Origin of the sequence: Campylobacter sp. JH32, from assembly GCF_017846535.1 — a bacterium.
Classification (GTDB): domain Bacteria; phylum Campylobacterota; class Campylobacteria; order Campylobacterales; family Campylobacteraceae; genus Campylobacter_D; species Campylobacter_D coli.
Genome location: NZ_JAEQBS010000006.1, coordinates 47,127 through 70,282, shown reverse-complemented (window position 1 = coordinate 70,282; position 23,156 = coordinate 47,127). Strand labels below are relative to the sequence as shown.

Here is a 23,156-nt window from a genome sequence, read left to right as displayed (position 1 = left end):
TTCTATTTTTATCCTTTTTAAAAGGAAAATAATAGAAAAATTTCATCAAATTCCTTGACTTTGAAAACAAGATTTTATATACTCTCATTTCAATTTTTATAAATTGGTTAGTTTTTAACTAACGAGTTCTTTTTAAAGGAAATATTATGGAAAGAATTAGGCTTAAGCTAAAAGCTTATGACCATCGAGTACTAGACAGAACAGTTGCAGCAATCGTAGAAGCTGTTAAAAGAACAGGTGCGGATATTAGAGGTCCGATACCAATGCCTACTAAAATCAAACGCTATACAGTTTTAAAATCTCCACACATTAACAAAGATTCTCGTGAGCAGTTTGAAATAAGAATTCACGCGCGTATGCTAGATATAGTGGCAGCGACTCCAGATACAGTTGATTCTTTAACGAAGCTTGATTTAGCGCCAGAAGTAAGCGTTGAAGTAAGAGCTATGGGTAAGTAAGGATAAGATATGGAATATATTGTAGAAAAAATTGGAATGAGCAGAACAATTACTAATCCAAGTATCGCTGTAACTTTACTAAGAGTTGTAAATGCAAAAGTATGTGAAGTTGAAGGTGGAAAGGCTTTAGTAGCATATCCAAAAGGTAAAGCAAGTAATAAATGTGTCGCAGGACAACAAAAAAAATACAATCTTTCTGCAGAATACAATAGATTTGCGACTTTAGAAGTAGCAAATACTGAAGCAGGAGATTTAGATGAAACTCCATTAAATGAAGCAAAAATTTTAAAAGTAAGCTTTAACACTAAAGGTAGAGGTTATAGCGGTGTTATGAAGAGACATAACTTCGCAGGGGGTCCAGCAAGTCACGGTTCTAGATTTCACAGACGCCATGGATCTATTGGTAATAGAGAATGGCCAGGTCGTGTTCAACCAGGTATGAAAATGGCAGGACACTATGGAAATACTAAAGTGACCATTAAAAACGAAGTTGTATCTTATGATGCTGAAAATAAAATTTTAGTAGTTAAAGGTGCAGTACCAGGTTATAATGGTGCTATGGGTAAAATAAGGATTGCAAAATGAGTAAAGTAGTTGTTTTAAATGATAAATTAGAAAAAGCAGGTGAACTTGATTTACCTTCAAAATATGCGGAAGTAAATCCACACAATCTTTACTTGTATGTAAAATCTTACCTTGCAAGTTTAAGAGCAAATACAGCTCATACTAAAGGTAGAAGTGATGTAAGTGGTGGTGGTAAAAAACCTTGGAGACAAAAAGGTCGTGGCGGTGCTAGAGCGGGTTCAACAAGAACTAACGTTTGGGTAGGCGGTGCGGTTGCTTTTGGTCCAACAAATGAAAGAAACTACTTCCAAAAAGTAAATAAAAAACAAAAAAGATTGGCGCTTGAAAGAGCTTTAGCAGATAAAGCAGCTAAAGGTGTGTTATTTACTGCTGATTCTTTGGCTATTGAAAGTGGTAAAACAAAAGATGCAAACGCTGTGATTAAAAAACTTGGCGTCAAAGATGCTTTAATCGTTAAAGATTTACTAGATGAAAAAACACTTTTAGCTTACAGAAATTTAGCAAATTGCTATGTAGTTGATGTAACTGAAGTAAATGCTTATTTAGTATCTGTATTTAATGCTGTTATTATGGAAAAATCAGCGTTAGAATCTATTACAAAAGAGGGATAATTATGGCAGATATTACTGATATAAAGACTATACTTTACACAGAAAAAAGTTTGAATTTGCAAGAGCAAGGTGTCGTAGTTATTCAAACTTCGCCAAAAATGACTAAAACAGGCTTAAAAGCGGTTTTAAAAGAGTATTTTGGTGTAACTCCAAAAAGCATCAATTCTTTAAGAATGGATGGAAAAGTTAAGCGTTTTAGAGGTCGTTTAGGTCAAAGAAACGATTATAAAAAATTCTATGTTAAGCTACCTGAAGGTGTTAGCTTAGAAAGTATGGAGGCTTAAGATGGCAATTAAAACTTATAAACCATATACTCCAAGTAGAAGATATATTACAGGTTTAAGCTCTGAAGATATTACAGCAAAACCAAGTGTACGCTCTTTACTTGTGAAACTTCCAGCACACGCAGGACGCAATAGCTACGGAAGAATTACAAGTCGTCATAAAGAAGCAGGAGCGAAAAAACTTTACAGAATTATCGATTTTAAACGTCGCAAATTTGGTATAGAAGGAAAAGTAGAAGCGATCGAATACGATCCATATAGAAATTGTAGAATTGCTTTGATTTCTTATAAAGATGGTGAAAAAAGATATATTCTTCAACCACGCGGACTCAGTGTTGGTGATATCGTTGCAGCTGCTGAAAGTGGACTTGATATAAAACCAGGTAATGCAATGAAACTTAAAAACATTCCTGTGGGTACTATTGTTCATAATGTTGAGTTAAAGCCAGGCAAAGGTGGTCAAATGATCCGCTCAGCAGGAGCTTATGCGCAACTTATGGGTAAAGAAGAAAAATATGTTATCTTAAGACTTGCAAGCGGTGAAATGAGACAAGTTCTAGCTGAATGTATGGCAAGTATAGGCGAAGTAGGTAACGAAGAATGGGCAAATGTGACTATCGGTAAAGCAGGTAGAAATCGCCATAGAGGTATCCGCCCACAAACTCGTGGTTCAGCTATGAACCCAGTAGATCACCCGCACGGTGGGGGTGAAGGTAAGAAAAATTCAGGCCGTCATCCAGTAACTCCATGGGGTAAACCAACCAAAGGTGCGAAAACTCGTCGTAAAAAAGCTAGCGATAAGCTAATAATTTCAAGAAGAAAAGGAAAGTAAGATGGCTAGATCACTAAAAAAAGGTCCTTTTGTTGACGATCATGTAATGAAAAAAGTCATCGCTGCTAAAAAGGCTAATGATAATAAACCTATTAAAACTTGGTCTAGAAGAAGTACTATCATTCCTGATATGATAGGTTTAACTTTCAATGTTCATAATGGCAAAAGTTTTATTCCCGTTTATATCACTGAAAATCATATCGGTTATAAACTTGGCGAATTTGCTCCAACACGCACATTTAAAGGCCATAAAGGTTCTGTGCAAAAGAAAATTGGTAAGTAAGGGATAAGATATGAGTAAAGCATTAATTAAATTCATAAGATTATCTCCAACTAAAGCAAGATTGATTGCTAGAGAAGTTCAGGGGATGAATGCAGAATTAGCTATGGCTAGTTTAAAATTTATGCCAAACAAGGGTGCCAAATATATCGCAAATGCAATTTCAAGTGCAGTAGCAAACGGCGGTTTTGAAGCGAACGAAGTAGTGGTAAAAAGTTGTCGTGTAGATGCTGGTGCTGTATTAAAAAGATTTAGACCACGTGCTAGAGGAAGTGCAAGCCGTATTAGAAAACCTACTTCACATATCTTAGTAGAAGTAGCGAAAGCGGAAGTTAAAACTGAAGCAAAAAAAGCAGTAGCTAAAAAAACTCCTGTTAAAAAAACAAGTACTAAAAAAGTAACGGCAGAAAAGGAAAGCTAATGGGACAAAAAGTAAATCCAATCGGTCTAAGACTAGGAATTAATAGAAACTGGGAATCAAGATGGTTTCCAACTAAGGCAAATTTAGTGGAAAATATCGGTGAAGATTACAAAATCAGAGCTTTCTTAAAAAGAAAACTTTATTATGCGGGAATCAGCCAAATTTTAGTAGAAAGAACTGCTAAAAAGCTTCGCGTAACTGTTGTAGCTGCAAGACCAGGTATTATCATTGGTAAAAAAGGTAGCGATGTTGATAATTTAAGAAAAGAATTGCAAGATTTAATCGGTAAAGATGTAAATATCAACATCAAAGAAGAAAGAAAAGCGGGTGCTTCAGCTCAACTTGCTGCTGAAAGCGTTGCAACTCAACTTGAAAAAAGAATCGCTTTTAGAAGAGCAATGAAAAAAGTAATTCAAGGCGCACAAAAAGCAGGTGCTAAAGGGATTAAAGTTTCAGTTTCTGGTCGTTTAGGCGGTGCTGAAATGGCAAGAACTGAATGGTATCTTGAAGGTCGTGTGCCACTTCATACTTTAAGAGCAAAAATCGATTACGGTTTTGCAGAAGCTAGAACTACTTATGGAAACATAGGTGTTAAAGTTTGGATCTTTAAAGGTGAAGTATTGCAAAAAGGCTTACAAACTGAAAAAACAGAAGAAAGTGCTCCAGCTAAAAAGCAAAGACGCACAAGAAGGAGTAAATAATCATGTTAATGCCAAAAAGAACTAAATATCGCAAAATGATGAAAGGGCGTAACAGAGGTTATGCTAATCGTGGAACTGAATTTACTTTTGGTGAATTTGCATTAAAAGCAACTGAAGCAGGACGCATTAATTCACGCCAAATTGAAGCAGCTCGTATCGCATTAACTCGTTTTGTTAAAAGACAAGGTAAAACTTGGATTAGAGTTTTTCCAGATAAACCTTTAACTAAAAAACCTTTAGAAACTCGTATGGGTAAAGGTAAAGGTGCAGTTGAGGAATGGGTAATGAATATCAAGCCAGGTCGTATTATTTATGAAATGGCAGGTGTGAGCGAAGAAATGGCTAGAGAAGCATTGACTTTGGCTATGCATAAACTACCATTTAAAACTAAGTTTGTTACAAGAGAGAGCCAAAATGAAATATACTGAGATTAAAGACAAAACAGCAGCTGAGCTTGCAACAATGCTAAAAGAAAAAAAGGTGCTTTTATTCACTTTAAAACAAAAGCTAAAAACAATGCAACTTACTAATCCAAAAGAGATTAGCGAAGTTAGAAAAGACATTGCTAGAATCAATACAGCAATTAACGCTTTAAAATAAGGATAAAAAATGGCATTTAAAAGAGAAATACAAGGCGTTGTTGTGAAAATCGCAGGTGAGAAAACAGCGAGTATTTTGGTTGAAAGAAAAGTGGTTCATCCAAGATATAGAAAAATTGTTAAACGCTTTAAAAAATATCTAATTCATGATGAGAGAAATGAAGTTAAAGTGGGAGATACCGTTGTGGCGGTTGAATGTAGACCACTTTCTAAAAGAAAATCATTTCGCTTAAAATCTGTATTAGCTACAGGAGTTGAGTAATGATTCAAAGTTTTACAAGACTTGCAGTTGCTGACAATAGCGGTGCAAAAGAATTAATGTGTATTAAAGTTTTAGGTGGTAGTAAAAGAAGATATGCTACTGTAGGCGATGTAATTGTTGCATCTGTAAAAAAAGCTTTACCAAATGGTAAGGTAAAAAAAGGTCAAGTAGTAAAAGCAGTTATCGTTAGAACTAAAAAAGAAATTCATAGAGATAATGGTTCTTTGATTCGTTTTGATGAAAATGCTGCAGTTATTCTTGATAACAAAAGAGAACCTATCGGAACTCGTATCTTTGGGCCAGTGGGTAGAGAAGTTAGATATGGTGGCTTTATGAAAATTGTTTCACTAGCACCGGAGGTATTATAATGGCGGTTAAATTAAAGATTAAAAAAGGTGATAGCGTTAAGGTTATCACAGGTGATGACAAAGGTAAGACAGGTAAAGTGTTAGCAGTATATCCAAAAACACTTAAAGTAGTTGTTGAGGGATGTAAGATTGCTAAAAAAGCTATAAAACCTAGCGAGAAAAACCCAAATGGTGGTTTTATCAATAAAGAAATGCCAATGGATATTTCCAATGTGGCAAAAGTTCAGGAGTAAGCGATGATGAGATTGAAAGAAAAATACAATCAAAGCATCAAACCTGCTTTGGTAAAAGAATTTGATATTAAAAATCCTATGCTTATCCCTGCGATAGAAAAAATCGTTATTAGCGTAGGTGCGGGTGAGCTTGCTAAAGATCAAAAAGTATTGCAAAATGTTGCAGATACTATTTCTTTGATAGCAGGACAAAAGGCTGTGATTACTAAAGCTAAAAAATCAGTTGCAGGATTTAAAGTGCGTGAAGGTTTTCCTGTAGGTGTAATGGTAACTTTAAGAAAAGAAAATATGTTTGCTTTTCTTGATAAATTAATTTCTATTGCTTTACCAAGAGTGAAAGACTTTAGAGGTTTAAGTAGAGATGGTTTTGATGGAAGAGGAAATTACAATTTCGGTCTTGATGAGCAGTTGATGTTCCCAGAAGTTGAGTATGATAAAATTTTAAGAACTCATGGTATGAACATTTCTATAGTTACAACAGCACAAAACGATAAAGAGGCACAAAAGTTGTTAGAACTTATCGGTGTGCCATTTACAAAAGGAAAGTAAGATGGCTAAAAAATCAATGATTGCAAAAGCGGCACGCAAACCTAAATTCAAAGTAAGAGGCTATACAAGATGCCAAATTTGTGGGCGTCCGCATTCGGTTTATAGAGATTTTGGAATTTGTAGAGTTTGCCTAAGAAAAATGGGTAATGAAGGCTTGATTCCAGGTCTTAAAAAAGCAAGCTGGTAAGGAAATAAAATGATAAATGATATAATTTCAGATTCACTAACAAGAATTCGCAATGCCGGAATGAGAAAGCTTGAAACAACCAAGCTTTTGCATTCTAAAGTTGTTGAAGCTTTAGTTGGAATTTTCCAAGCTAAAGGGTATATTGAAAGTTTTAATGTTATCGAAGAAGATAAAAAGAAATTTATCAATGTAGTTTTAAAATACGATGAAAAAGGTAAAAGCGTTATTAACGAACTTAAAAGAGTTTCTAAACCAGGTCGTCGTGTTTATAAGGGTAAAGAAGAAATTAAAAGATTTAAAAACGGTTACGGTACTATCGTAGTTAGCACAAGTCGTGGCGTTTTAGCAAATGATGAAGCTTATAAAGCAGGTGTTGGCGGCGAAATTTTATGTACCATTTGGTAAAAATCTGCTTTTTATGGCATTGGGTATCCATTCTTTTAAAAAAGTAGAAATATCCTAGACAAATAAAAAGGAAAAATATGTCTCGTATAGGTAAACAACCAATCGCTATCCCTAGTGGAGTAGAGGTTAAACTAGAAGGAAATTTGCTTAAATTTAAAAAAGGAAATTTAGTAAAAGAGCTTGATACAAAAGCAAATGTAAATGTTGAGATTAAAGATAATAACATTCTTTTCTCTCCTAAAGGTGAAGATAGACAAAGTAGAGCATATTGGGGAACTTATAGAGCTTTAGCTTACAATATCATTGTAGGCTTAACTCAAGGTTTTTCAAAAACTCTTGAAATCAACGGAGTGGGTTATAAAGCTGCTTTAAAAGGCAAAGTTTTAGAATTAAGCCTTGGTTTTTCACATCCTATCAACTATGATATTCCAGAAGGAATTGAAATCACTGTGGATAAAAACAATGTTATCATTAAAGGAAGCGATAAACAAGTAGTAGGACAAGTTGCTGCTCAAATTCGTGAATTTAGACCACCTGAGCCATATAAAGGAAAAGGCGTTAAGTATTCTGATGAACGCATTATCCGCAAAGCTGGTAAGACATCTAAAAAGTAAGGATAGGCAATGAGAGCAAATGTACTAAAAAGAAAACTAACTTTAAGAATTAAAAGAAAAAAAAGAATTAGAGCAAAAATTTCAGGATGTGAAAACTTCCCAAGAATTTCTGTTTTTAAATCAAATAGAACTCTTTATATCCAAGCGATTGATGATGTTAAAGCTGTAACTTTAGCAGCAGTAGATGGACGCAAACTTGGCGTTAAAGCAAACAAAGAAGGTGCTAAAAAAATCGCTACTGAATTTGCTAAAGTTTTAAAAGCTAAGCAAATAGAACAAGCTGTGTTTGATAGAAATGGTTATGTATATCACGGAGTAATTGCAGCATTAGCTGAATCTTTAAGAGAAAATGGTATTAGGCTATAAGGGGTAAATCGATGGAAAAATATAATAGAGAAGAATTTGAAGAAGTAATCGTCGATATCGGCAGAGTTACTAAGGTTGTTAAAGGTGGTAGAAGATTTAGATTTACTGCTTTAGTTATTGTTGGAAACCGCAAAGGTTTAGTAGGTGTTGGTTATGGCAAGGCTAAAGAAGTTCCTGATGCTATTCGCAAAGCAGTTGATGATGCATTTAAAAATATCGTTGAAGTAAAAACTAAAGGATCAACTATTGCTCACGATGTTGAAGTAAAATACAACGCAAGTAGAATTTTACTTAAACCAGCTAGCGAAGGTACGGGAGTTATCGCGGGTGGTTCTACTCGTCCTATCGTAGAGCTTGCGGGTATTAAAGATATCTTAACTAAGTCTTTAGGTTCAAATAACTCAGCTAACGTGGTTCGTGCTACAATCAAAGCTTTAACAATGCTAAAAGGATAAGAAGATGAATTTGACAAAAGCAGCGGGATCAACGCATAAAACCAAAAGAATAGGCCGTGGCCAAGGAAGTGGAATGGGTAAAACCGCCACTAAAGGGGGCAAAGGTCAAACCGCTAGAAAGGGTTATAATGAAAAAAGAGGTTTTGAAGGAGGTCAGCAACCTCTTCAAAGAAGATTACCAAAAGTTGGTTTTACTTCTAAAATCGCAAAACCTTATGTGATTAATGTTGAAAAAATCACAGCCGTAAAAGAGCTTAATGAAATTACAATTGAAAGCATCAAAAGCGTTCATAAAATTTCAAAGTCTGTTACTAAAATTAAATTAATCGGTGCAAGTGCAAAAGACTTAGCATCAAAAATTAAAGACGAGAATATCAGCGTCACCGGATCAAAATAATGAATAAGGCATTGACGAATAAGATTTTAATCACCTTAGCTTTCTTGTTTGCTTATAGGGTTCTGGCTTATGTGCCAGTTCCTGGCGTCAATGCTGATGTGATTGCGGAATTTTTTAACAATAATCAAAACAATGCTTTGGGTTTATTTAATGTTTTTAGTGGTGGGGCAGCAGAACGCTTTTCTATCATTTCTTTAGGTATTATGCCTTATATTACTGCTTCGATTATCATGGAGCTTTTAGCAGCTACTTTCCCAAATATCGGTAAAATGAAAAAAGAACGCGATGGTATGCAAAAATATATGCAAATTATCCGTTATGCAACTATAGTAATCACTTTAGTTCAAAGTATCGGTGTGGCTATAGGACTTCAAAGTTTACATGGAAGAGGTGGAGCAGGCGCTATAATGATAGAAAATTTAAATATGTTTATTGCGCTTTGTGCAATTTCTATGCTCGCAGGAACTATGCTTTTGATGTGGATAGGTGAACAAATCACACAAAGAGGTATAGGAAATGGTATTTCTTTGATTATTTTTGCAGGTATTGTTTCAGGAATTCCAAGAGCTATTTCGGGTACAGTAGGACAGATAAATTCAGGCGAAATGAATTTCTTAACCGCTTTTGTTATCCTTGCTTTGATTTTAATCACTATTGGCGTGATTATATATGTAGAGCTTGGAGAAAGAAGAATTCCTATTTCTTACTCGCGTAAAGTAGTAATGCAAAATCAAAATAAGCGTATTATGAACTATATTCCAATTAAAATCAATTTAAGTGGAGTTATTCCGCCGATTTTTGCTAGCGCTATTTTAATGTTTCCTACGACTATTTTGCAAACAAGTACAAATCCGTATTTGCAAGCTATCAATGACTTTTTGAATCCAAATGGTTATTTATTTCATGTTTTGACTTTCTTGTTTGTAATTTTCTTTGCGTATTTTTATGCTTCTATAGTATTTAATGCTAAGGATATAGCGGAAAATCTTAAAAAACAAGGGGGTTTTATCCCTGGAATTCGTCCAGGCGAAGGGACAGCAAATTATCTTAATGAAGTAGCTTCTCGTCTTACTTTATCGGGTTCTATTTATTTAGGACTTGTAGCAACCTTGCCTTGGGTTTTGGTTAAATTCATGGGTGTACCTTTTAATTTTGGAGGTACTTCTGTATTGATTGTAGTTCAAGTTGCATTGGATACAATGAGAAAAATTGAAGCTCAAATTTATATGAATAAATACCAAACCTTAAATGCAATAGGTTTATAAACTTAACACAAGGAGGAGATATCTCTCTTTGTGTTTTATACTTTCTATAAAAAGCGATTTTTCATCTTTGTTTTAAAAATAAAAATACAATACAAACTATAAAATTTAAAATAGCCCATATTAAAAACGCATCAACAAGTCCTAATTGTCTTACTATAGGCTGAGAGATAATCGGGCTTAAGAATTGCCCTAAAAATATACAACTAGCTAAAATTCCATAAGCTCTAGCTCGTGCATTTTCAGGACAGATTGAAAAAAGATAAGCAGTGTTATTTACAAGCATGATACCTCCACCCATTCCAAGCAAGGCTAAAGCAAATAAAACAGCGATAAAATCATCGATCAAAAAGAGTATCAAAAAAGAACAGCCCACAATGAATAAAGTAGCAATATAAATCATTTTAATACTTAAAAAACGCATGATATATTTGTAACTTAGAGAAAAAATACCATAACAAAGTGCAGAAATTGACATTGAAATCCCTATAAATTTAGGATCTAAGCCTAGATGCTCTTCTATATAATAAGGAAGTTGTGTAGGGGATATATAATAAACCACCATGATAAAAAATCCTATAAAATAAATAGGAAAAAATTTCCAGTAATTAGTTTTTTCTTCTATCTTTGTATGATTGTAAAATTTAAATTTTCTTGGCTCAAAAGATAAATCATGGCTATGAGGGTGATTAAATTTCCAAGCCCATAAACCAAAAAAGGATAGCGCCAAGAATAACTTGAAACAAAGCCCGCTATAGAGATAAACACTGCACCCCCTACCGCACAAAAAAATCCTTGAAGACTTAAAGCATTTTCTCTACGGTTAAAGCCACCATGACTATAATAATCTCCCAGCAAAGCCGAAGCACCCGTCATTATAAAAGCCGTTGCCATCCCAAAAATAGCTCTTGAAGTGAGTATAGCATAAATATCATTTAAGAAAAAGCCACTTACTCCAGCAAGTGTCCAAACAATCATTGCAGGAAAAACAAATTTTAATTTACCCAGTTTATCCATTAAAATTCCTGCAAAAGGAGATAAAATCACAACGAAAATAGCAGGTAGGGTTAATACTAAACGCACTAAAATATCAAGATGTGCTAGGGTAAAATTTGTTTGCATATTTGCACCTGATTGGATTAAAATATCTTCAAAATGTCTATTGATTGCAGGCAGTGCTGATGAGATTACCACACTTCCTAGCATAGTCATTGCCGCCATGGAAAATACTGCGATTTTAAAGCCTGATTTTTCTGTGATCTCAACCATTTTTTTATCTAATTTTGTATCATTGGGGTGAAATTTATAAGATTTTTTCTTCATATTTGAACCTTTTTAGTTTTATTATACTCAAAAAATTTTCTTTTGTATTTAAAATTACTTCTATTTGTAATTTATACTCCTGTTTTTCATTTGTATAGATAAAATATCTTTCATTATAAGTAGAATTTCAAAAATTTTTAGCTAAATTCAGCTTTTAATTTTTTATAGAAATTATTTATCTTTAATTATTAATAGTATTTTTAATGAAATTTACAAAGGCAGTAGCAAATGAAAAAAAATTTGATCATAGTCGAATCTCCTGCAAAAGCAAAAACTATAGGCAATTTTTTGGGCAAAGAATATGAAGTCATAGCTTCTAAAGGGCATATAAGAGATTTACCTAAATCAAGTTTTGGTATAAAAATAGAAAATGATGAATTTATCCCTGAGTATAGAATCACAAGCGATCATAGTGTTTTAGTTAAAGAACTTAAGGAAAAAGCAAAGGGAGCAAAAGAGATTTATTTAGCAACCGATGAGGATAGAGAAGGAGAGGCTATAGCCTATCATATTGCAAAAGCTATAGGCAAAGATGAAAATGTCTTACCGCGTATCGTTTTTCATGAGATTACCAAAAATGCTATCGAAAATGCTTTAAAAAATCCTAGAAAACTTGATATGAATTCTGTTAATGCTCAGCAAACTAGGCGTTTATTAGATCGTATTGTAGGATATAAATTAAGTCCTTTGCTAGGGCAAAAAATTCAAAGAGGCTTAAGCGCGGGCCGTGTTCAAAGTGCGGCTTTAAAGATTATCGTTGATCGTGAGAAAGAAATTCGTGCTTTTGTTCCTTTGGAATATTTTAGTATAGATATGATATTTCAAAAGGATTTAAATGCAGAACTTGTCGAATTTGATAAAGCAAAGATAGAAAAGCTTACTCTTACAAATAAAGATCGTGCAAAGCTTGTTTTTGAAGCGTGTAAAAATGAAAATTATGCTATAAGCGATATAGAAAGCAAAGAAAGAAAAATTGCTCCACCTCCACCTTTTATGACTTCAACCTTACAACAAAGCGCAAGCAATCGTTTGGGATTTAACCCTAAAAAAACTATGATGATAGCTCAAAAACTTTATGAGGGAGTAAATACTCATGAGGGTGTGATGGGGGTTATTACTTATATGAGAACCGATAGTTTAAATTTAGCCAAAGAAGCAGTAGAAAATGCAAGAAAATTCATACAAGCAAATTTTGGCAAAGACTATCTTCCAACCAAAGCAAATGTTTATACTACAAAAGCTAAAGGCGCACAAGAAGCTCACGAAGCTATACGCCCTACTAATTTAAATTTTACTCCAGAAATCGCAGCTAAATTTTTAGATAAAGACGAGTTAAAGCTCTATACGCTTATCTATAATCGTTTTTTAGCTTGTCAGATGAATCCTGCTATCTCTCAAACTCAAAATGTTTTTGTAAAAAATGACAGAGCAGTGTTTAAGATAAGTGGTAGGAAAATTCTTTTTGATGGGTATTATAAAGTTTATGGTGATATGGATAAGGATAAAATTTTACCAAATTTTAAAATAGGTGAAAATTTAAAAATACAAAATTTAGAAATGAACTCACATTTTACAGAACCTCCTTCAAGATATTCCGAAGCTGGACTTGTGAAAAAACTTGAAAGCTTAGGCATAGGTCGCCCTTCAACTTATGCGCCGACTATTTCTATACTCACAAGCCGTGATTATGTAAAAATCGATAAAAAACAACTCATTCCTAGTGAAGTCGCTTTTAGTGTAACTGAAGTGCTTGAAAAGAATTTCAGTGATATAGTAGATAGTAAATTTACTTCAAATCTTGAAAATACTTTAGATGAGATTGCAGAAGATAAAGCTAATTGGCAAGAAACTTTGAAAGAATTTTATTATCCCTTTATGAGGAAGGTTGAAGAAGGAAAAACAAAAATTGCAAGCCAAAAAACGGTGACTAAATTGGGTGAAAATTGCCCTGATTGTGGTGGTGAACTTGCGATTAGAAAAGGGCGTTTTGGAGAATTTGTAGCTTGTTTAAATTTTCCAAAATGCAAATACTCAAGAAATTTAAAAAATGAAAGCAAGAATGAAGCTGAAGTAAGTGTTAGCAAGGCTAAAGCAAAGGGCATAGGCATTACTTGTCCAAGTTGCAAAGAGGGTGAGATAGTAGAGCGCCTTTCAAAACGCGGTAAATTTTATGGTTGTAGTGCTTATCCAAAATGTAATTTTATAAGTAAATATAAACCAAGCGATGAAAAATGTGAGGAATGTGGAGAAAATTTAGTGATAAAAGAGCTAAAAAAAGGCACATTCTTAGAATGTTTAAAATGCAAAATTAAAAAAGAAATAAAGGATTAATCATGCAAATCATGCTTTGTGCTATTTCAAATATAGCCAGTGGAAATTGTTCTGAAGATTGCAAATACTGCACCCAAAGCGCTCATGTAAAAACAGATATTCAAAAATATCGTCGTAAAGAACTTTCACAAATCGTTTTAGAAGCAAAAATGGCAAAGAAAAATGAAGCCTTGGGTTTTTGTTTGGTTACAGCAGGACTTGGGCTTGATGATGAAAAGCTTGAGTATGTTTGTGAGGCTGCTAAGGCTGTGCAAAAAGAAGTGCCTAATTTGCTTTTAATTGCCTGTAATGGTATGGCAAGCGTGGAACAACTCAAAGAACTTAAAAAAGCAGGAATTTTTTCTTATAATCACAATCTTGAAACTTCTAAGGAATTTTTTCCACAAATTTGCACCACTCATACTTGGGAAAGTAGATTTCAAACCAATTTAAACGCTAAAGAAGCAGGACTTATGCTTTGTTGTGGTGGAATTTATGGTATGGGTGAGAGTGAAGAAGATAGACTAAGTTTTAGAAAATCTTTGCAAGAATTACAGCCTTTTTCAACGCCTATTAATTTTTTTATAGCCAATGAAAATTTAAAACTACAAGTTCCAAAATTAAGTGCTGATGAGGCTTTAAAAATTATAAGTGATACTAAAGAAGCTTTGCCTAATACTGTGGTTATGGTAGCAGGAGGTCGTGAGGTGGTATTGCAAGAAAGACAATATGAAATTTTTAAAGCAGGTGCAGGTGCTATTGTAATAGGAGATTATCTTACTACAAAAGGTGAAGAACCAAGTCGTGATATAGTAAAACTTAAAGAAATGGGATTTACTTTTGCATCCGAGTGTCATTGATTCACAGGGTTTAATTGATCTACAAATTCTTATTGTTATAGCTTTATGTTTACTATTTTCTCCACATATAGCTAAAATTTTGCGCTTACCGATTTCAGCTACTGAAATCATTTTGGGCGCACTTATGGCGTATTTTGGTTTTATAGGTAAGAGTGAAAATTTTACTATTTTAGCTAATGTGGGTTTTTATTATCTTATGTTTATAGCGGGTATGGAAGTCAATTTGCGCGCTTTTTTTAATATGGATAAAGAAATTGCCAAAAAAAGCTTTTTTTATATCATATTGCTTTATTCTTTTTCATCGGCTATAGTATGGGTTTTTGAACTTTCTTTCGTGTTTGTTTTGATTATTCCGGTTATGAGCGTGGGGCTTTTATCCTTGCTTTATAAGGACTTTGGTAAAGAGTGTTACTGGCTTAATACAGCTATGATAGTAGCAACATTAGCTGAGGTTGTTTCCATAGTGCTTTTAACCATAGCTGGAGCTTTTTTACGCGAGGGGACAAATATTATCGATGTAGTACAAAGCATTTTATATCTTAATATATTTTTAGGGCTTTGTTTGCTTGGTTTTAAAGTTTTAGGTGTGCTTTTTTGGTGGTATCCCCAACTTAAAGTCGTGCTGATGCCTTGGGAAGATAAAAATGAAAAAGATATAAGATTTTGTATGGCAATTTTTATTTTGATTATCGTGGCTATGATTATTACAAAGCTTGAAATCGTTTTAGGCTCTTTTATTGCAGGTTCTTTTATCGCAACTTTTTTTGACCATAAAAAGGATTTAGAGCATAAACTTTCTAGTTTTGGGCATGGTTTTTTAATTCCGATTTTTTTTATCCATATAGGAACTACTTTCGATCTTAAAATGATTTTAGAATATGAAATCGTATTTGATGCTATTTTGCTGATGTTTGTGATGGTAGGTTTGAGAATTTTGTGTGCCAGTGTTTTTTGGAAAAAAATTGGCTTTCAAAATATGGTTTTATTTGGACTGAGTCACTCTATGCCTTTGACTCTTCTTATCGCTACTGCTACGCTAGGATATTCAGGAAAAGTTATCAGCGAAGAACTTTATTCGGCGCTAATTTTAACAGCTTTATTTGAAGCTATTGTTGTGATGAGTGCGATTAAATTTATTTCAAATATTAAAAAGTAATCTAAATAACACAGGTTACTTTTTTACTCAAAAAGGTTAATGAATTTTAAAATTATTGACAATGAAAAAGTTGAAAATCGCCTTTTTTAGCTAGAATTACTAAAAGTAAAGATTAAAAAAGGAGCAAAAATGTCAAATTCTGTTACTGTAACTGACAATAGAAATGGTAAAAGCTACGAATTCCCTATATATGATGGTACTACTGGTCCAAGTGTTGTGGATATGGGGAGTTTTTATAAACAAACAGGAATGTTTGCTTATGATGAAGGTTTAACTTCTACAGCTACTTGTAAATCAAAAATTACTTATATTGATGGTGAAGAGGGTGTTTTAATGCACCGTGGCTATCCTATAGAATGGCTTGCTGAAAATAAACTTTTTTTAGATGTAGTGCATCTTTTACTCTATAAAGAACTTCCAAGCAATGAAAGACTTGAAGCATTTAGATATGAGCTTAAAAAACGCTCTTATATACATGAGGGTATGCATCGTCTTTTTGATTCTTTCCCTGATAATGCTCACCCTATGGCCGTTTTACAAGGCGCTGTTTCATCTCTTAGTGCTTTTTATCCTGATCATTTAAATATGAATGTTAGAGAAGAGTACATGGAAATGGCTGCTAGAGTTGTAGCAAAAATTCCTACTATAGTAGCCGCTGCTTATCGTTATAAAAATGGTTTTCCTATGGCTTATCCTAATTTAGATCGTGGATTTACTGAGAACTTTTTATATATGTTAAGAACCTATCCTTATGATCATGTTGAGCTTAAACCTATAGAAGTAAAAGCACTCGATACTGTATTTATGCTTCATGCAGATCATGAACAAAATGCTTCTACTTCTACTGTTCGTGCCGTAGGTTCTACTCATGCGCATCCTTATGCATGTATTTCAGCAGGTATTGGAGCGCTTTGGGGTCATGCTCATGGAGGTGCAAATGAAGGCGTTATTAGAATGCTTGAGGAAATAGCTACTGTTGATAGGGTGGATGAATTTATAAAAAGAGCAAAAGATAAAAATGACCCATTCCGCTTGATGGGCTTTGGGCATAGGGTTTATAAAAATTTTGATCCGCGTGCAAAAGTACTTAAAAAGCTTCGTGATCAATTAATCGATGAGTTAGGTATTGATACGAATTTGATTAAGGTGGCAACTCGTATAGAAGAGATTGCCTTGCAAGATGATTATTTTATACAAAGAAATCTTTATCCAAATGTAGATTTTCATAGCGGCTTAATTTTAAAAGCTCTAGGAATTCCAAATGAAATGTTTGCAACGCTTTTCGTGATCGGACGTACACCAGGCTGGATAGCACAATGGATAGAGCAAAAAGAGCAAGAAACACTAAAAATTGTTCGTCCAAGACAGCTTTACCTTGGAGAAACCAGTAAAATTTAAATGATTGTGTGAAATTAACTTTTTCACACAAACTTCTTATATAATTTCAAAAGAATATTTTGAAAGTCTTACAATGTTTAAACTCGATAATTTACTAAAAACCGCCATAGATGCCAGTAATGAAGCCTCTAAAGCTATTTTAAAAGAAAGAAAAAACCTACAAATTTGGCAAAAACAAGATCAAAGCCCCTTAACATCAGCCGATCTTGCTTCAAATGAAATTTTAAACGATATTTTAGGAAAAACAGATATTAAAATTTTATCTGAAGAAGGTTTGCTAAGTCAGGAAGAAAGTAAAAATTTGCAAAGTTATTGGCTTATTGATCCGCTTGATGGTACAAGTGGGTTTTTAAAAGGTAGTGATGAATTTTGCATTATGATCAGTTTGATTCATGAAGATAGACCTATTTTAGCTCTTATAAAAAATCCTTCAAAAGGCGATATTTTTTACGCTCATCAAAATACTAGAGTTTATAAAAATGATAAAATTTTAGATATAAGCGAACAAGATTTTATAGACAATCAATCTAAAGCTCTTTTAAGTGTTAATCATCTTAGTAAAGAGGATGAAAATTTTGCTAAAAAACACAATTTGACGCCTATTAACATAGGATCAGGGCTTAAATTTTGTGCTATTTTGGAAGGTAGAGCAGGGGTTTATAAGCGTTTTGAGAAGTTAAATAGTTGGGATATTGCAGCTGGAGATTTTTTAGTCAATCAAAAGGGTGGTTTTATGGGAACCTTTTCTAAGGAAATGATTTTATATTCCCCTTTAAATTATAAGTGCGAGCCTTTTATTTGTGTTTCTAAAAAAAGTTTTTTAAATATATATACATAAAAACAGCATATAATTTTAAAATCTTAAAGGATAAAAATGAAAATTTTTCTTATTTTATTTATGAGTATTTTGTTAAATTCTAGTCTTTTTGCAAATAATTTTTCGCAAAAAAAAATCATTAAACTAGAACAGCAAGAAAGTTTTGAAATCATAGATCTTCAACAAAATGTTGAAAAACAAAACTTAGATCAGCAAAAAGGGATTTTTGATAGCTCTAGTTTGATGAGTAAGAAAGAAAGCATTCGTAAAGATAATGATGTTGATTTTGCTATAGCTATGAGTTTTAGGCAAAATTTTGGCTATGCTTTGGATGGTTTTAACATAAGTGCTAAAGAATTTTCTACTCTTTTTGCTAAAAATTTAGTGGATAATTTAAGATTAAATTTTGTAAATTCAGCTGCAAACGGTGTTTATCAAGATTTAAGAACTTTAGCTCGTTTTAGTCCTAAAGACTCTAAATTGCTTAATGTATCTCCTTTTTTAAAAAAAGAAAAAGACAAAAGTCAAATTTATGCCAAATTTACAGACTATCTTGTGGTGGTAAATTTAGATGATTTTTATGTAAATATCACAAATTATTTTGTTGCAATAACCAAAAATGCAGTAGCTAATATTAACTTCAAAGTTGTTTCTACAAGTAATGGTAAAATACTCACATCAAAAAATGTAAGATTAAATTTTGCACTTCATGCACAAGATCCTAGGGTAAATTATCAAAAACTTGTAAATCAAATGCCAAATATGCTTGCTGAAGTTATAAACAAAGAGTTAGAAAAATTAAATTTAACAGTGCAATAAAAATTTAATCGTTGATTTGCCTAATGCGATCTTGTAGCTCTTCTATGCTTAAAAATTCTTGTCTTAATTCCTTTGCGATTTCATGCGCAGTTATAGGATCAAGACTTGATAAAATTCTTTTAAGCTCGTAAGTGATTTGCCATTTAGTCATTTCTTCTAGGTTGATATTTATTTGCATGAATTATCCTTTTATCGTAAGAAAAAATTGTCTGATTGTAGCGTGAATTTGATTAAAAAATGCTATCTTTTTAAAAACATATATTAAAGAAAGAAGTAGAAATTTAATTTAAATGATAATCACTTCTTCTTCTAATTTTATGCCAAATTCCTCAAAAACCTTTTTTTTAGCAAGTTCGATAAGAAAAATAGCATCATCAAAACTTGCATTTTTTTTATTGATCAAAAAATTTGCATGCTTGTCGCTTAACATCGCATCTCCTTTGCTAAAGCCTTTAAGTCCTACAGCCTCAATGAGTCTTCCTGCAAAATCTCCTTTTGGATTTTTAAAGATAGAGCCAAAGCTTGCTCCGCTAGGTTGATTGTTTCTTGCATTTTTTAAATTCTCATCTTTTATCTTATCAAAACCAAAACCGAGTTTAAATTCAGCCCAAAAAAAGGGCATATTTAAAGGGCAAAAGCGGTAACTAAAATCAATATTTTCGCGTAAAATTTCACCTTTTGAAGTGGCAATTTTGACTAAATTCTGACTGATGCACTCATCTTTAAGCCCCGCATTCATTTTTAAAAGTCCACCAAGCGTACCAGGAATTTTGCTAAGGTATTCAAAACCATAAAGATTATTTTCTTTGGAAAAACGATACATTTGACTTGCTTTTGTCTTACAACCTATGCGAAGATGTAAAAAGTCTTTATTTTGCTCTAAAATTTCAATAAAATTAAAATTATCGCTTAAAATTCCTATATTTTTAGGCTTAGGGCTTATAAGGAGATTGTTCGCACCGCCTATTAAAAAGCCATCAAATTCGCGAATTTGTTCTAAAACTTCGACCTCAAATTCGCCTCCAATCTTTACAGATGAATATTTCTTAAAATCGATAATCATTTGATAAAAGTTGGAATTTGATTTAAAATATTTTCGGTAAAATCAATCATTGTCGTAGTCATCCAAGGCATTAAAAAGATGATGACTATTACTACTAAGATGATTTTAGGCACAAAAGAAAGCGTCATTTCATTAATCTGTGTTGTAGCCTGAAAGATACTGATAATAAGCCCCGCGATAAGCCCCGCTAAAAGCATGGGCAAAGAAAGCAAAAGTGTGATTTTAAAGGTTTGCACTCCAAGAGCAACCAAGGTGCTTTCATCCATTTTAATCCTTTTTAAGAATTTCTAAATTCTTCATACTCGCTCGGGATAAGATAATCCTTAGCATGTATGATTTTATCATAAAATTTATAATCATATCCCAGTTTAAAAAGCACATCCACTGCTTTAAATTGCGTTTCGCTCATGCAAATGGAGTTTTTATTGGCATATAAATTCAAATAAGTATCAAGTTTTTCCTCATTAACGCGGATTAAATTTCTTTCCATTAGCATAGGGGCCAAAATGCGGCGATTAGAATTTGCTATTTTTACAGCATTTGTAAGATCTCTTTCTATCTTGATAGCATCGCTAAGCGGCAAAGAGCGACGCAAAGCCATTCCACCCAAAGGTAGAGGTAAATTTTCTTGTGCAAGTTCTAGCCATATATCCCAAATTTCAGCTTCCACACAAAGACTACTGTCAAATTCTAAAATGCTTTCATGGATTAAAACCCCTGCATCCACTTCGCCGCTTAAAACTGCATTTTCAATTTCTAAGAAATTTTTATAAATGATTCTAGCTTCTGGATATTTCATACGAAAAATTAGAGCGTTGGTAGTGTTTGCGCCACTTAATGCAACTTTAAAATTTCTTTTTAAATGTGTATTTTGTTTTTTGATAAGTTTTGGCCCATAACCCTCACCAAAACTTACTGCGGTGCGCAAAAGAGCGTATTCTTTAGCAATTAAAGGATAAAGTCCAAACGAGATCGCTGTAGCATCAAATTCATTTTTTAAGGCTAAATCATTTAAAGTTTGTATATCTAAAGCCGTATTTTTATAGTCAAAATCATTCCCTATCCATCCTAGTTTAATTGCCATATACATAAAAATATCATCCGCATCGGGTGAATGTGCGATTGTAATTGTTTTTTTCATAGCTTTCCTAATTTTTAATGAAATAATTTTTATTCTATCAAAATAAACTATTATTTAATTTTATTTTGTTAAAATTCTAGCTAAAAATTTGCAATTTTTAAGGAAAATAATGGACGATAATAAGAAAAAATCGCTTGATGCCGCCTTAAAATCGCTCGATAAAGCTTTTGGCAAGGGCACTATTTTAAGGCTTGGAGATAAGGAAGTAGAGCAGATTGATAGCATAGGAACAGGTTCTGTAGGACTTGATCTTGCACTTGGTATAGGCGGAATTCCAAAAGGAAGAATTATTGAAATTTATGGGCCTGAAAGTTCAGGTAAAACAACTTTAACTTTGCATATTATAGCAGAGTGTCAAAAAGCGGGTGGGGTTTGTGCCTTTATCGATGCTGAGCATGCTTTGGATGTAAAATATGCTAAAAATTTGGGCGTAGATACAGATAATCTTTATATTTCTCAACCCGATTTTGGTGAGCAGGCTTTAGAGATCGTTGAAACCATAGCACGAAGTGGGGCTATAGATTTGATAGTTGTAGATAGCGTTGCAGCACTTACTCCAAAAGCTGAAATCGAAGGCGATATGGGAGATCAGCATGTAGGGCTTCAAGCAAGACTTATGTCTCAAGCATTAAGAAAGCTTACAGGAATTGTCCATAAAATGAATACAACCGTGATTTTTATCAACCAAATTCGTATGAAAATTGGCGCTATGGGTTATGGAACTCCTGAAACAACAACAGGAGGAAATGCACTCAAATTTTATGCTTCAGTGCGTTTAGATGTTAGAAAAGTAGCGACTTTAAAACAAAATGAAGAGCCTATTGGTAACCGTGTTAAAGTTAAAGTAGTAAAAAATAAAGTAGCACCTCCATTTAGACAAGCTGAATTTGATGTAATGTTTGGAGAGGGTTTAAGCCGTGAGGGTGAATTGATCGATTATGGTGTAAAACTTGATATAGTAGATAAAAGTGGTGCTTGGTTTTCTTATAAAGATAAAAAATTGGGTCAAGGTAGAGAAAATTCAAAAGCTTTCTTAAAAGAAAATCCAGAAATAGCTGATGAAATTACCAAAGAAATTCAAAATTCTATGGGTATAGAAGGCATGATTAGCAGTAGCGAAGATGAAGAAGGAGAAGAATAATGTTAGTAATTGAAGATGTTAGGGCATATGAAGTGCTTGATAGTAGAGGAAATCCAACTGTAAAAGCAGAAGTTGTACTTAGTGATGGGAGTATGGGTGCAGCTATAGTTCCAAGTGGTGCAAGTACAGGTTCTAAGGAGGCTTTAGAACTTCGTGATAATGATGAAAGATTTGGTGGAAAGGGTGTTTTAAAAGCAGTTTCTAATGTAAATGAAACTATAGCTGATGAAATTTTAGGACTTGATGCTTTAAATCAAGCTCAGCTTGATGATACTTTGCGTGAGCTTGATGGAACAAATAATTACTCAAATTTAGGTGCAAATGCGACTTTAGGCGTATCTATGGCAACAGCACGTGCGGCGGCAAATGCTTTAGGAGTGCCTTTGTATCGTTATTTAGGGGGTGCAAATGCGAGTATTTTGCCTGTGCCAATGTGCAACATCATCAATGGTGGCGCCCACGCAAGCAATAATATAGACTTTCAAGAATTTATGATCATGCCTTTTGGTTTTACAAGCTTTAAAGAAGCTTTGCGTTCAGTTTGTGAAATTTATGCGATCTTAAAAAAAGAGCTTGCAAATTTAGGACATTCTACAGCTTTGGGCGATGAAGGAGGCTTTGCTCCAAATTTGGCTAACAATACAGAGCCTATTGATCTTTTAATGACTTGTATTAAAAAAGCAGGTTATGAAAATCGTGTTAAAATCGCTCTTGATGTGGCAAGTACTGAATTTTTTAAAGAAGGTAAATACCACATGGAGGGCAAAGCTTTTTCAAGTGAAGACTTAATTGAACGCTATGTGGAGCTTTGCGCAAAATATCCAATTTGCAGCATTGAAGATGGTTTAGCTGAAAATGATTTTGAGGGCTGGATCAAGCTTACTGAAAAATTAGGCAATAAAATTCAGCTTGTGGGCGATGATTTATTTGTAACAAATGAAGATATCTTAAGAGAAGGCATTATCAAAAAAATAGCAAATGCTGTGCTTATTAAACCAAATCAAATCGGAACTATTACTCAAACTATGAGAACTGTTCGTTTAGCACAAAGAAACAATTATAAGTGTGTGATGAGCCATAGAAGTGGCGAGAGTGAAGATGCTTTCATAGCAGATTTTGCTGTAGCTTTAAATACAGGACAAATCAAAACAGGGGCTTTGGCAAGAGGCGAAAGAACTGCAAAATACAATCGCTTGCTTGAAATTGAGCTTGAAAGTGATGAATATTTAGGAGAAAAACTCTGAGTGATTTACTCAAAG

Annotated in this window: 33 protein-coding genes and 1 pseudogene; 29 read left to right on the top strand and 5 right to left on the bottom strand. The window is 33.4% G+C overall.

The genetic code is table 11. The annotated features are described in order from the left end of the window. Positions 1-146: 146 nt before the first annotated feature. The 21 genes from rpsJ (at position 147) to secY (ending at position 9,872) form a co-directional block, all read left to right on the top strand. The gene (rpsJ, locus tag KAR67_RS05790) at positions 147-458 is read left to right on the top strand and encodes a 30S ribosomal protein S10 (RefSeq protein ID WP_002779353.1); all 312 of its coding nucleotides are present in this window, start codon (positions 147-149) and stop codon (positions 456-458) included. Between the two features lie 9 nt (positions 459-467). Next, complete coding sequence (rplC, locus tag KAR67_RS05785) at positions 468-1,043, top strand: 50S ribosomal protein L3 (protein WP_002864792.1); 576 nt, start codon at positions 468-470, stop codon at positions 1,041-1,043. Further along, complete coding sequence (gene rplD, locus KAR67_RS05780) at positions 1,040-1,654, top strand: 50S ribosomal protein L4 (RefSeq protein WP_002783544.1); 615 nt, start codon at positions 1,040-1,042, stop codon at positions 1,652-1,654. The genes rplC and rplD overlap by 4 nt, the downstream gene beginning before the upstream one ends. Positions 1,655-1,656: 2 nt before the next feature. Then, positions 1,657-1,938 (top strand): 50S ribosomal protein L23, encoded by a 282-nt coding sequence (locus KAR67_RS05775; protein WP_002779990.1) that lies wholly within the window; start codon positions 1,657-1,659, stop codon positions 1,936-1,938. 1 nt (position 1,939) lies between these two features. Then, complete coding sequence (gene rplB / locus KAR67_RS05770; RefSeq protein WP_002779445.1) at positions 1,940-2,770, top strand: 50S ribosomal protein L2; 831 nt, start codon at positions 1,940-1,942, stop codon at positions 2,768-2,770. Position 2,771: 1 nt separating this feature from the next. Further along, positions 2,772-3,053, top strand: coding sequence for a 30S ribosomal protein S19 (gene rpsS / locus KAR67_RS05765; RefSeq protein ID WP_002779444.1), 282 nt, complete (start codon positions 2,772-2,774; stop codon positions 3,051-3,053). A 10-nt stretch (positions 3,054-3,063) separates the two neighbouring features. Next, positions 3,064-3,471, top strand: coding sequence for a 50S ribosomal protein L22 (rplV, locus tag KAR67_RS05760; protein WP_002779996.1), 408 nt, complete (start codon positions 3,064-3,066; stop codon positions 3,469-3,471). Continuing rightward, positions 3,471-4,172 (top strand): 30S ribosomal protein S3, encoded by a 702-nt coding sequence (gene rpsC / locus KAR67_RS05755; protein ID WP_002779442.1) that lies wholly within the window; start codon positions 3,471-3,473, stop codon positions 4,170-4,172. Before rplV ends, rpsC begins: the two co-directional genes overlap by 1 nt. A gap of 2 nt (positions 4,173-4,174) precedes the next feature. Then, positions 4,175-4,600: a 50S ribosomal protein L16 gene (rplP, locus tag KAR67_RS05750; protein ID WP_002779441.1), complete on the top strand. Its 426-nt coding sequence runs from the start codon at positions 4,175-4,177 to the stop codon at positions 4,598-4,600. Then, positions 4,587-4,772, top strand: coding sequence for a 50S ribosomal protein L29 (gene rpmC, locus KAR67_RS05745; RefSeq protein WP_002779440.1), 186 nt, complete (start codon positions 4,587-4,589; stop codon positions 4,770-4,772). Before rplP ends, rpmC begins: the two co-directional genes overlap by 14 nt. A 9-nt stretch (positions 4,773-4,781) precedes the next feature. Continuing rightward, on the top strand, positions 4,782-5,033 hold the full coding sequence (gene rpsQ, locus KAR67_RS05740; RefSeq protein ID WP_002779439.1) for a 30S ribosomal protein S17: 252 nt from the start codon (positions 4,782-4,784) through the stop codon (positions 5,031-5,033). Then, positions 5,033-5,401: a 50S ribosomal protein L14 gene (rplN, locus tag KAR67_RS05735; protein ID WP_002779438.1), complete on the top strand. Its 369-nt coding sequence runs from the start codon at positions 5,033-5,035 to the stop codon at positions 5,399-5,401. Before rpsQ ends, rplN begins: the two co-directional genes overlap by 1 nt. Continuing rightward, positions 5,401-5,634 carry a 50S ribosomal protein L24 gene (gene rplX, locus KAR67_RS05730; protein ID WP_002779437.1) on the top strand — a complete coding sequence of 78 codons (234 nt, stop codon included), beginning with the start codon at positions 5,401-5,403 and terminating at the stop codon, positions 5,632-5,634. Before rplN ends, rplX begins: the two co-directional genes overlap by 1 nt. A 3-nt stretch (positions 5,635-5,637) precedes the next feature. Beyond that, positions 5,638-6,183 carry a 50S ribosomal protein L5 gene (gene rplE / locus KAR67_RS05725; RefSeq protein WP_032685754.1) on the top strand — a complete coding sequence of 182 codons (546 nt, stop codon included), beginning with the start codon at positions 5,638-5,640 and terminating at the stop codon, positions 6,181-6,183. A 1-nt stretch (position 6,184) separates the two neighbouring features. After that, positions 6,185-6,370, top strand: a complete 186-nt coding sequence (locus tag KAR67_RS05720) for a type Z 30S ribosomal protein S14 (protein ID WP_002779433.1) — start codon at positions 6,185-6,187, stop codon at positions 6,368-6,370. 9 nt (positions 6,371-6,379) lie between these two features. Next, positions 6,380-6,775, top strand: a complete 396-nt coding sequence (rpsH, locus tag KAR67_RS05715) for a 30S ribosomal protein S8 (protein ID WP_002779432.1) — start codon at positions 6,380-6,382, stop codon at positions 6,773-6,775. 77 nt (positions 6,776-6,852) lie between these two features. Continuing rightward, positions 6,853-7,389, top strand: a complete 537-nt coding sequence (gene rplF / locus KAR67_RS05710) for a 50S ribosomal protein L6 (protein WP_131235594.1) — start codon at positions 6,853-6,855, stop codon at positions 7,387-7,389. A gap of 9 nt (positions 7,390-7,398) precedes the next feature. Next, positions 7,399-7,755 (top strand): 50S ribosomal protein L18, encoded by a 357-nt coding sequence (gene rplR / locus KAR67_RS05705; protein WP_002779429.1) that lies wholly within the window; start codon positions 7,399-7,401, stop codon positions 7,753-7,755. Between the two features lie 11 nt (positions 7,756-7,766). Continuing rightward, positions 7,767-8,210: a 30S ribosomal protein S5 gene (gene rpsE / locus KAR67_RS05700; RefSeq protein WP_002779428.1), complete on the top strand. Its 444-nt coding sequence runs from the start codon at positions 7,767-7,769 to the stop codon at positions 8,208-8,210. A 4-nt stretch (positions 8,211-8,214) separates the two neighbouring features. After that, the gene (gene rplO / locus KAR67_RS05695; protein ID WP_002783551.1) at positions 8,215-8,607 is read left to right on the top strand and encodes a 50S ribosomal protein L15; all 393 of its coding nucleotides are present in this window, start codon (positions 8,215-8,217) and stop codon (positions 8,605-8,607) included. Beyond that, complete coding sequence (gene secY / locus KAR67_RS05690) at positions 8,607-9,872, top strand: preprotein translocase subunit SecY (protein ID WP_002779426.1); 1,266 nt, start codon at positions 8,607-8,609, stop codon at positions 9,870-9,872. Before rplO ends, secY begins: the two co-directional genes overlap by 1 nt. 61 nt (positions 9,873-9,933) lie before the next feature. Here the strand turns inward: secY and KAR67_RS05685 are convergent. After that, positions 9,934-11,192, bottom strand: a pseudogene (locus KAR67_RS05685) (MFS transporter). Positions 11,193-11,420: 228 nt separating this feature from the next. Here KAR67_RS05685 and topA point away from each other — a divergent pair. The 6 genes from topA (at position 11,421) to KAR67_RS05655 (ending at position 18,552) form a co-directional block, all read left to right on the top strand. Next, entirely contained in the window at positions 11,421-13,523 is a 2,103-nt protein-coding gene (gene topA / locus KAR67_RS05680; protein WP_002839175.1) for a type I DNA topoisomerase, read from the top strand. 2 nt (positions 13,524-13,525) lie between these two features. Then, complete coding sequence (locus KAR67_RS05675) at positions 13,526-14,362, top strand: biotin synthase (RefSeq protein WP_002780005.1); 837 nt, start codon at positions 13,526-13,528, stop codon at positions 14,360-14,362. Beyond that, positions 14,343-15,518: a cation:proton antiporter gene (locus KAR67_RS05670; protein WP_002780007.1), complete on the top strand. Its 1,176-nt coding sequence runs from the start codon at positions 14,343-14,345 to the stop codon at positions 15,516-15,518. The genes KAR67_RS05675 and KAR67_RS05670 overlap by 20 nt, the downstream gene beginning before the upstream one ends. Positions 15,519-15,647: 129 nt before the next feature. Next, the gene (locus tag KAR67_RS05665; RefSeq protein ID WP_002842634.1) at positions 15,648-16,916 is read left to right on the top strand and encodes a citrate synthase; all 1,269 of its coding nucleotides are present in this window, start codon (positions 15,648-15,650) and stop codon (positions 16,914-16,916) included. A gap of 73 nt (positions 16,917-16,989) precedes the next feature. Beyond that, positions 16,990-17,754, top strand: coding sequence for an inositol monophosphatase family protein (locus tag KAR67_RS05660; RefSeq protein ID WP_002780009.1), 765 nt, complete (start codon positions 16,990-16,992; stop codon positions 17,752-17,754). Between the two features lie 36 nt (positions 17,755-17,790). Then, entirely contained in the window at positions 17,791-18,552 is a 762-nt protein-coding gene (locus tag KAR67_RS05655; RefSeq protein ID WP_002779419.1) for a hypothetical protein, read from the top strand. A gap of 4 nt (positions 18,553-18,556) precedes the next feature. On the opposite strand, the gene KAR67_RS05650 is transcribed toward KAR67_RS05655, so the two are convergent. The 4 genes from KAR67_RS05650 to KAR67_RS05635 form a co-directional block, all read right to left on the bottom strand. After that, positions 18,557-18,730, bottom strand: coding sequence for a hypothetical protein (locus tag KAR67_RS05650; RefSeq protein WP_002779418.1), 174 nt, complete (start codon positions 18,728-18,730; stop codon positions 18,557-18,559). A 108-nt stretch (positions 18,731-18,838) separates the two neighbouring features. Next, the gene (locus KAR67_RS05645) at positions 18,839-19,615 is read right to left on the bottom strand and encodes a UDP-N-acetylmuramate dehydrogenase (protein ID WP_002779417.1); all 777 of its coding nucleotides are present in this window, start codon (positions 19,613-19,615) and stop codon (positions 18,839-18,841) included. Next, the gene (gene fliQ, locus KAR67_RS05640) at positions 19,612-19,881 is read right to left on the bottom strand and encodes a flagellar biosynthesis protein FliQ (protein WP_002779416.1); all 270 of its coding nucleotides are present in this window, start codon (positions 19,879-19,881) and stop codon (positions 19,612-19,614) included. Before fliQ ends, KAR67_RS05645 begins: the two co-directional genes overlap by 4 nt. 11 nt (positions 19,882-19,892) lie before the next feature. Continuing rightward, positions 19,893-20,756 carry a menaquinone biosynthesis family protein gene (locus tag KAR67_RS05635; protein ID WP_002783558.1) on the bottom strand — a complete coding sequence of 288 codons (864 nt, stop codon included), beginning with the start codon at positions 20,754-20,756 and terminating at the stop codon, positions 19,893-19,895. A gap of 109 nt (positions 20,757-20,865) precedes the next feature. Between KAR67_RS05635 and recA the strand changes: the two genes are divergently transcribed. Next, on the top strand, positions 20,866-21,897 hold the full coding sequence (gene recA / locus KAR67_RS05630) for a recombinase RecA (protein ID WP_002779414.1): 1,032 nt from the start codon (positions 20,866-20,868) through the stop codon (positions 21,895-21,897). Next, complete coding sequence (gene eno, locus KAR67_RS05625; RefSeq protein WP_052774238.1) at positions 21,897-23,141, top strand: phosphopyruvate hydratase; 1,245 nt, start codon at positions 21,897-21,899, stop codon at positions 23,139-23,141. The genes recA and eno overlap by 1 nt, the downstream gene beginning before the upstream one ends. Positions 23,142-23,156: the final 15 nt, after the last annotated feature.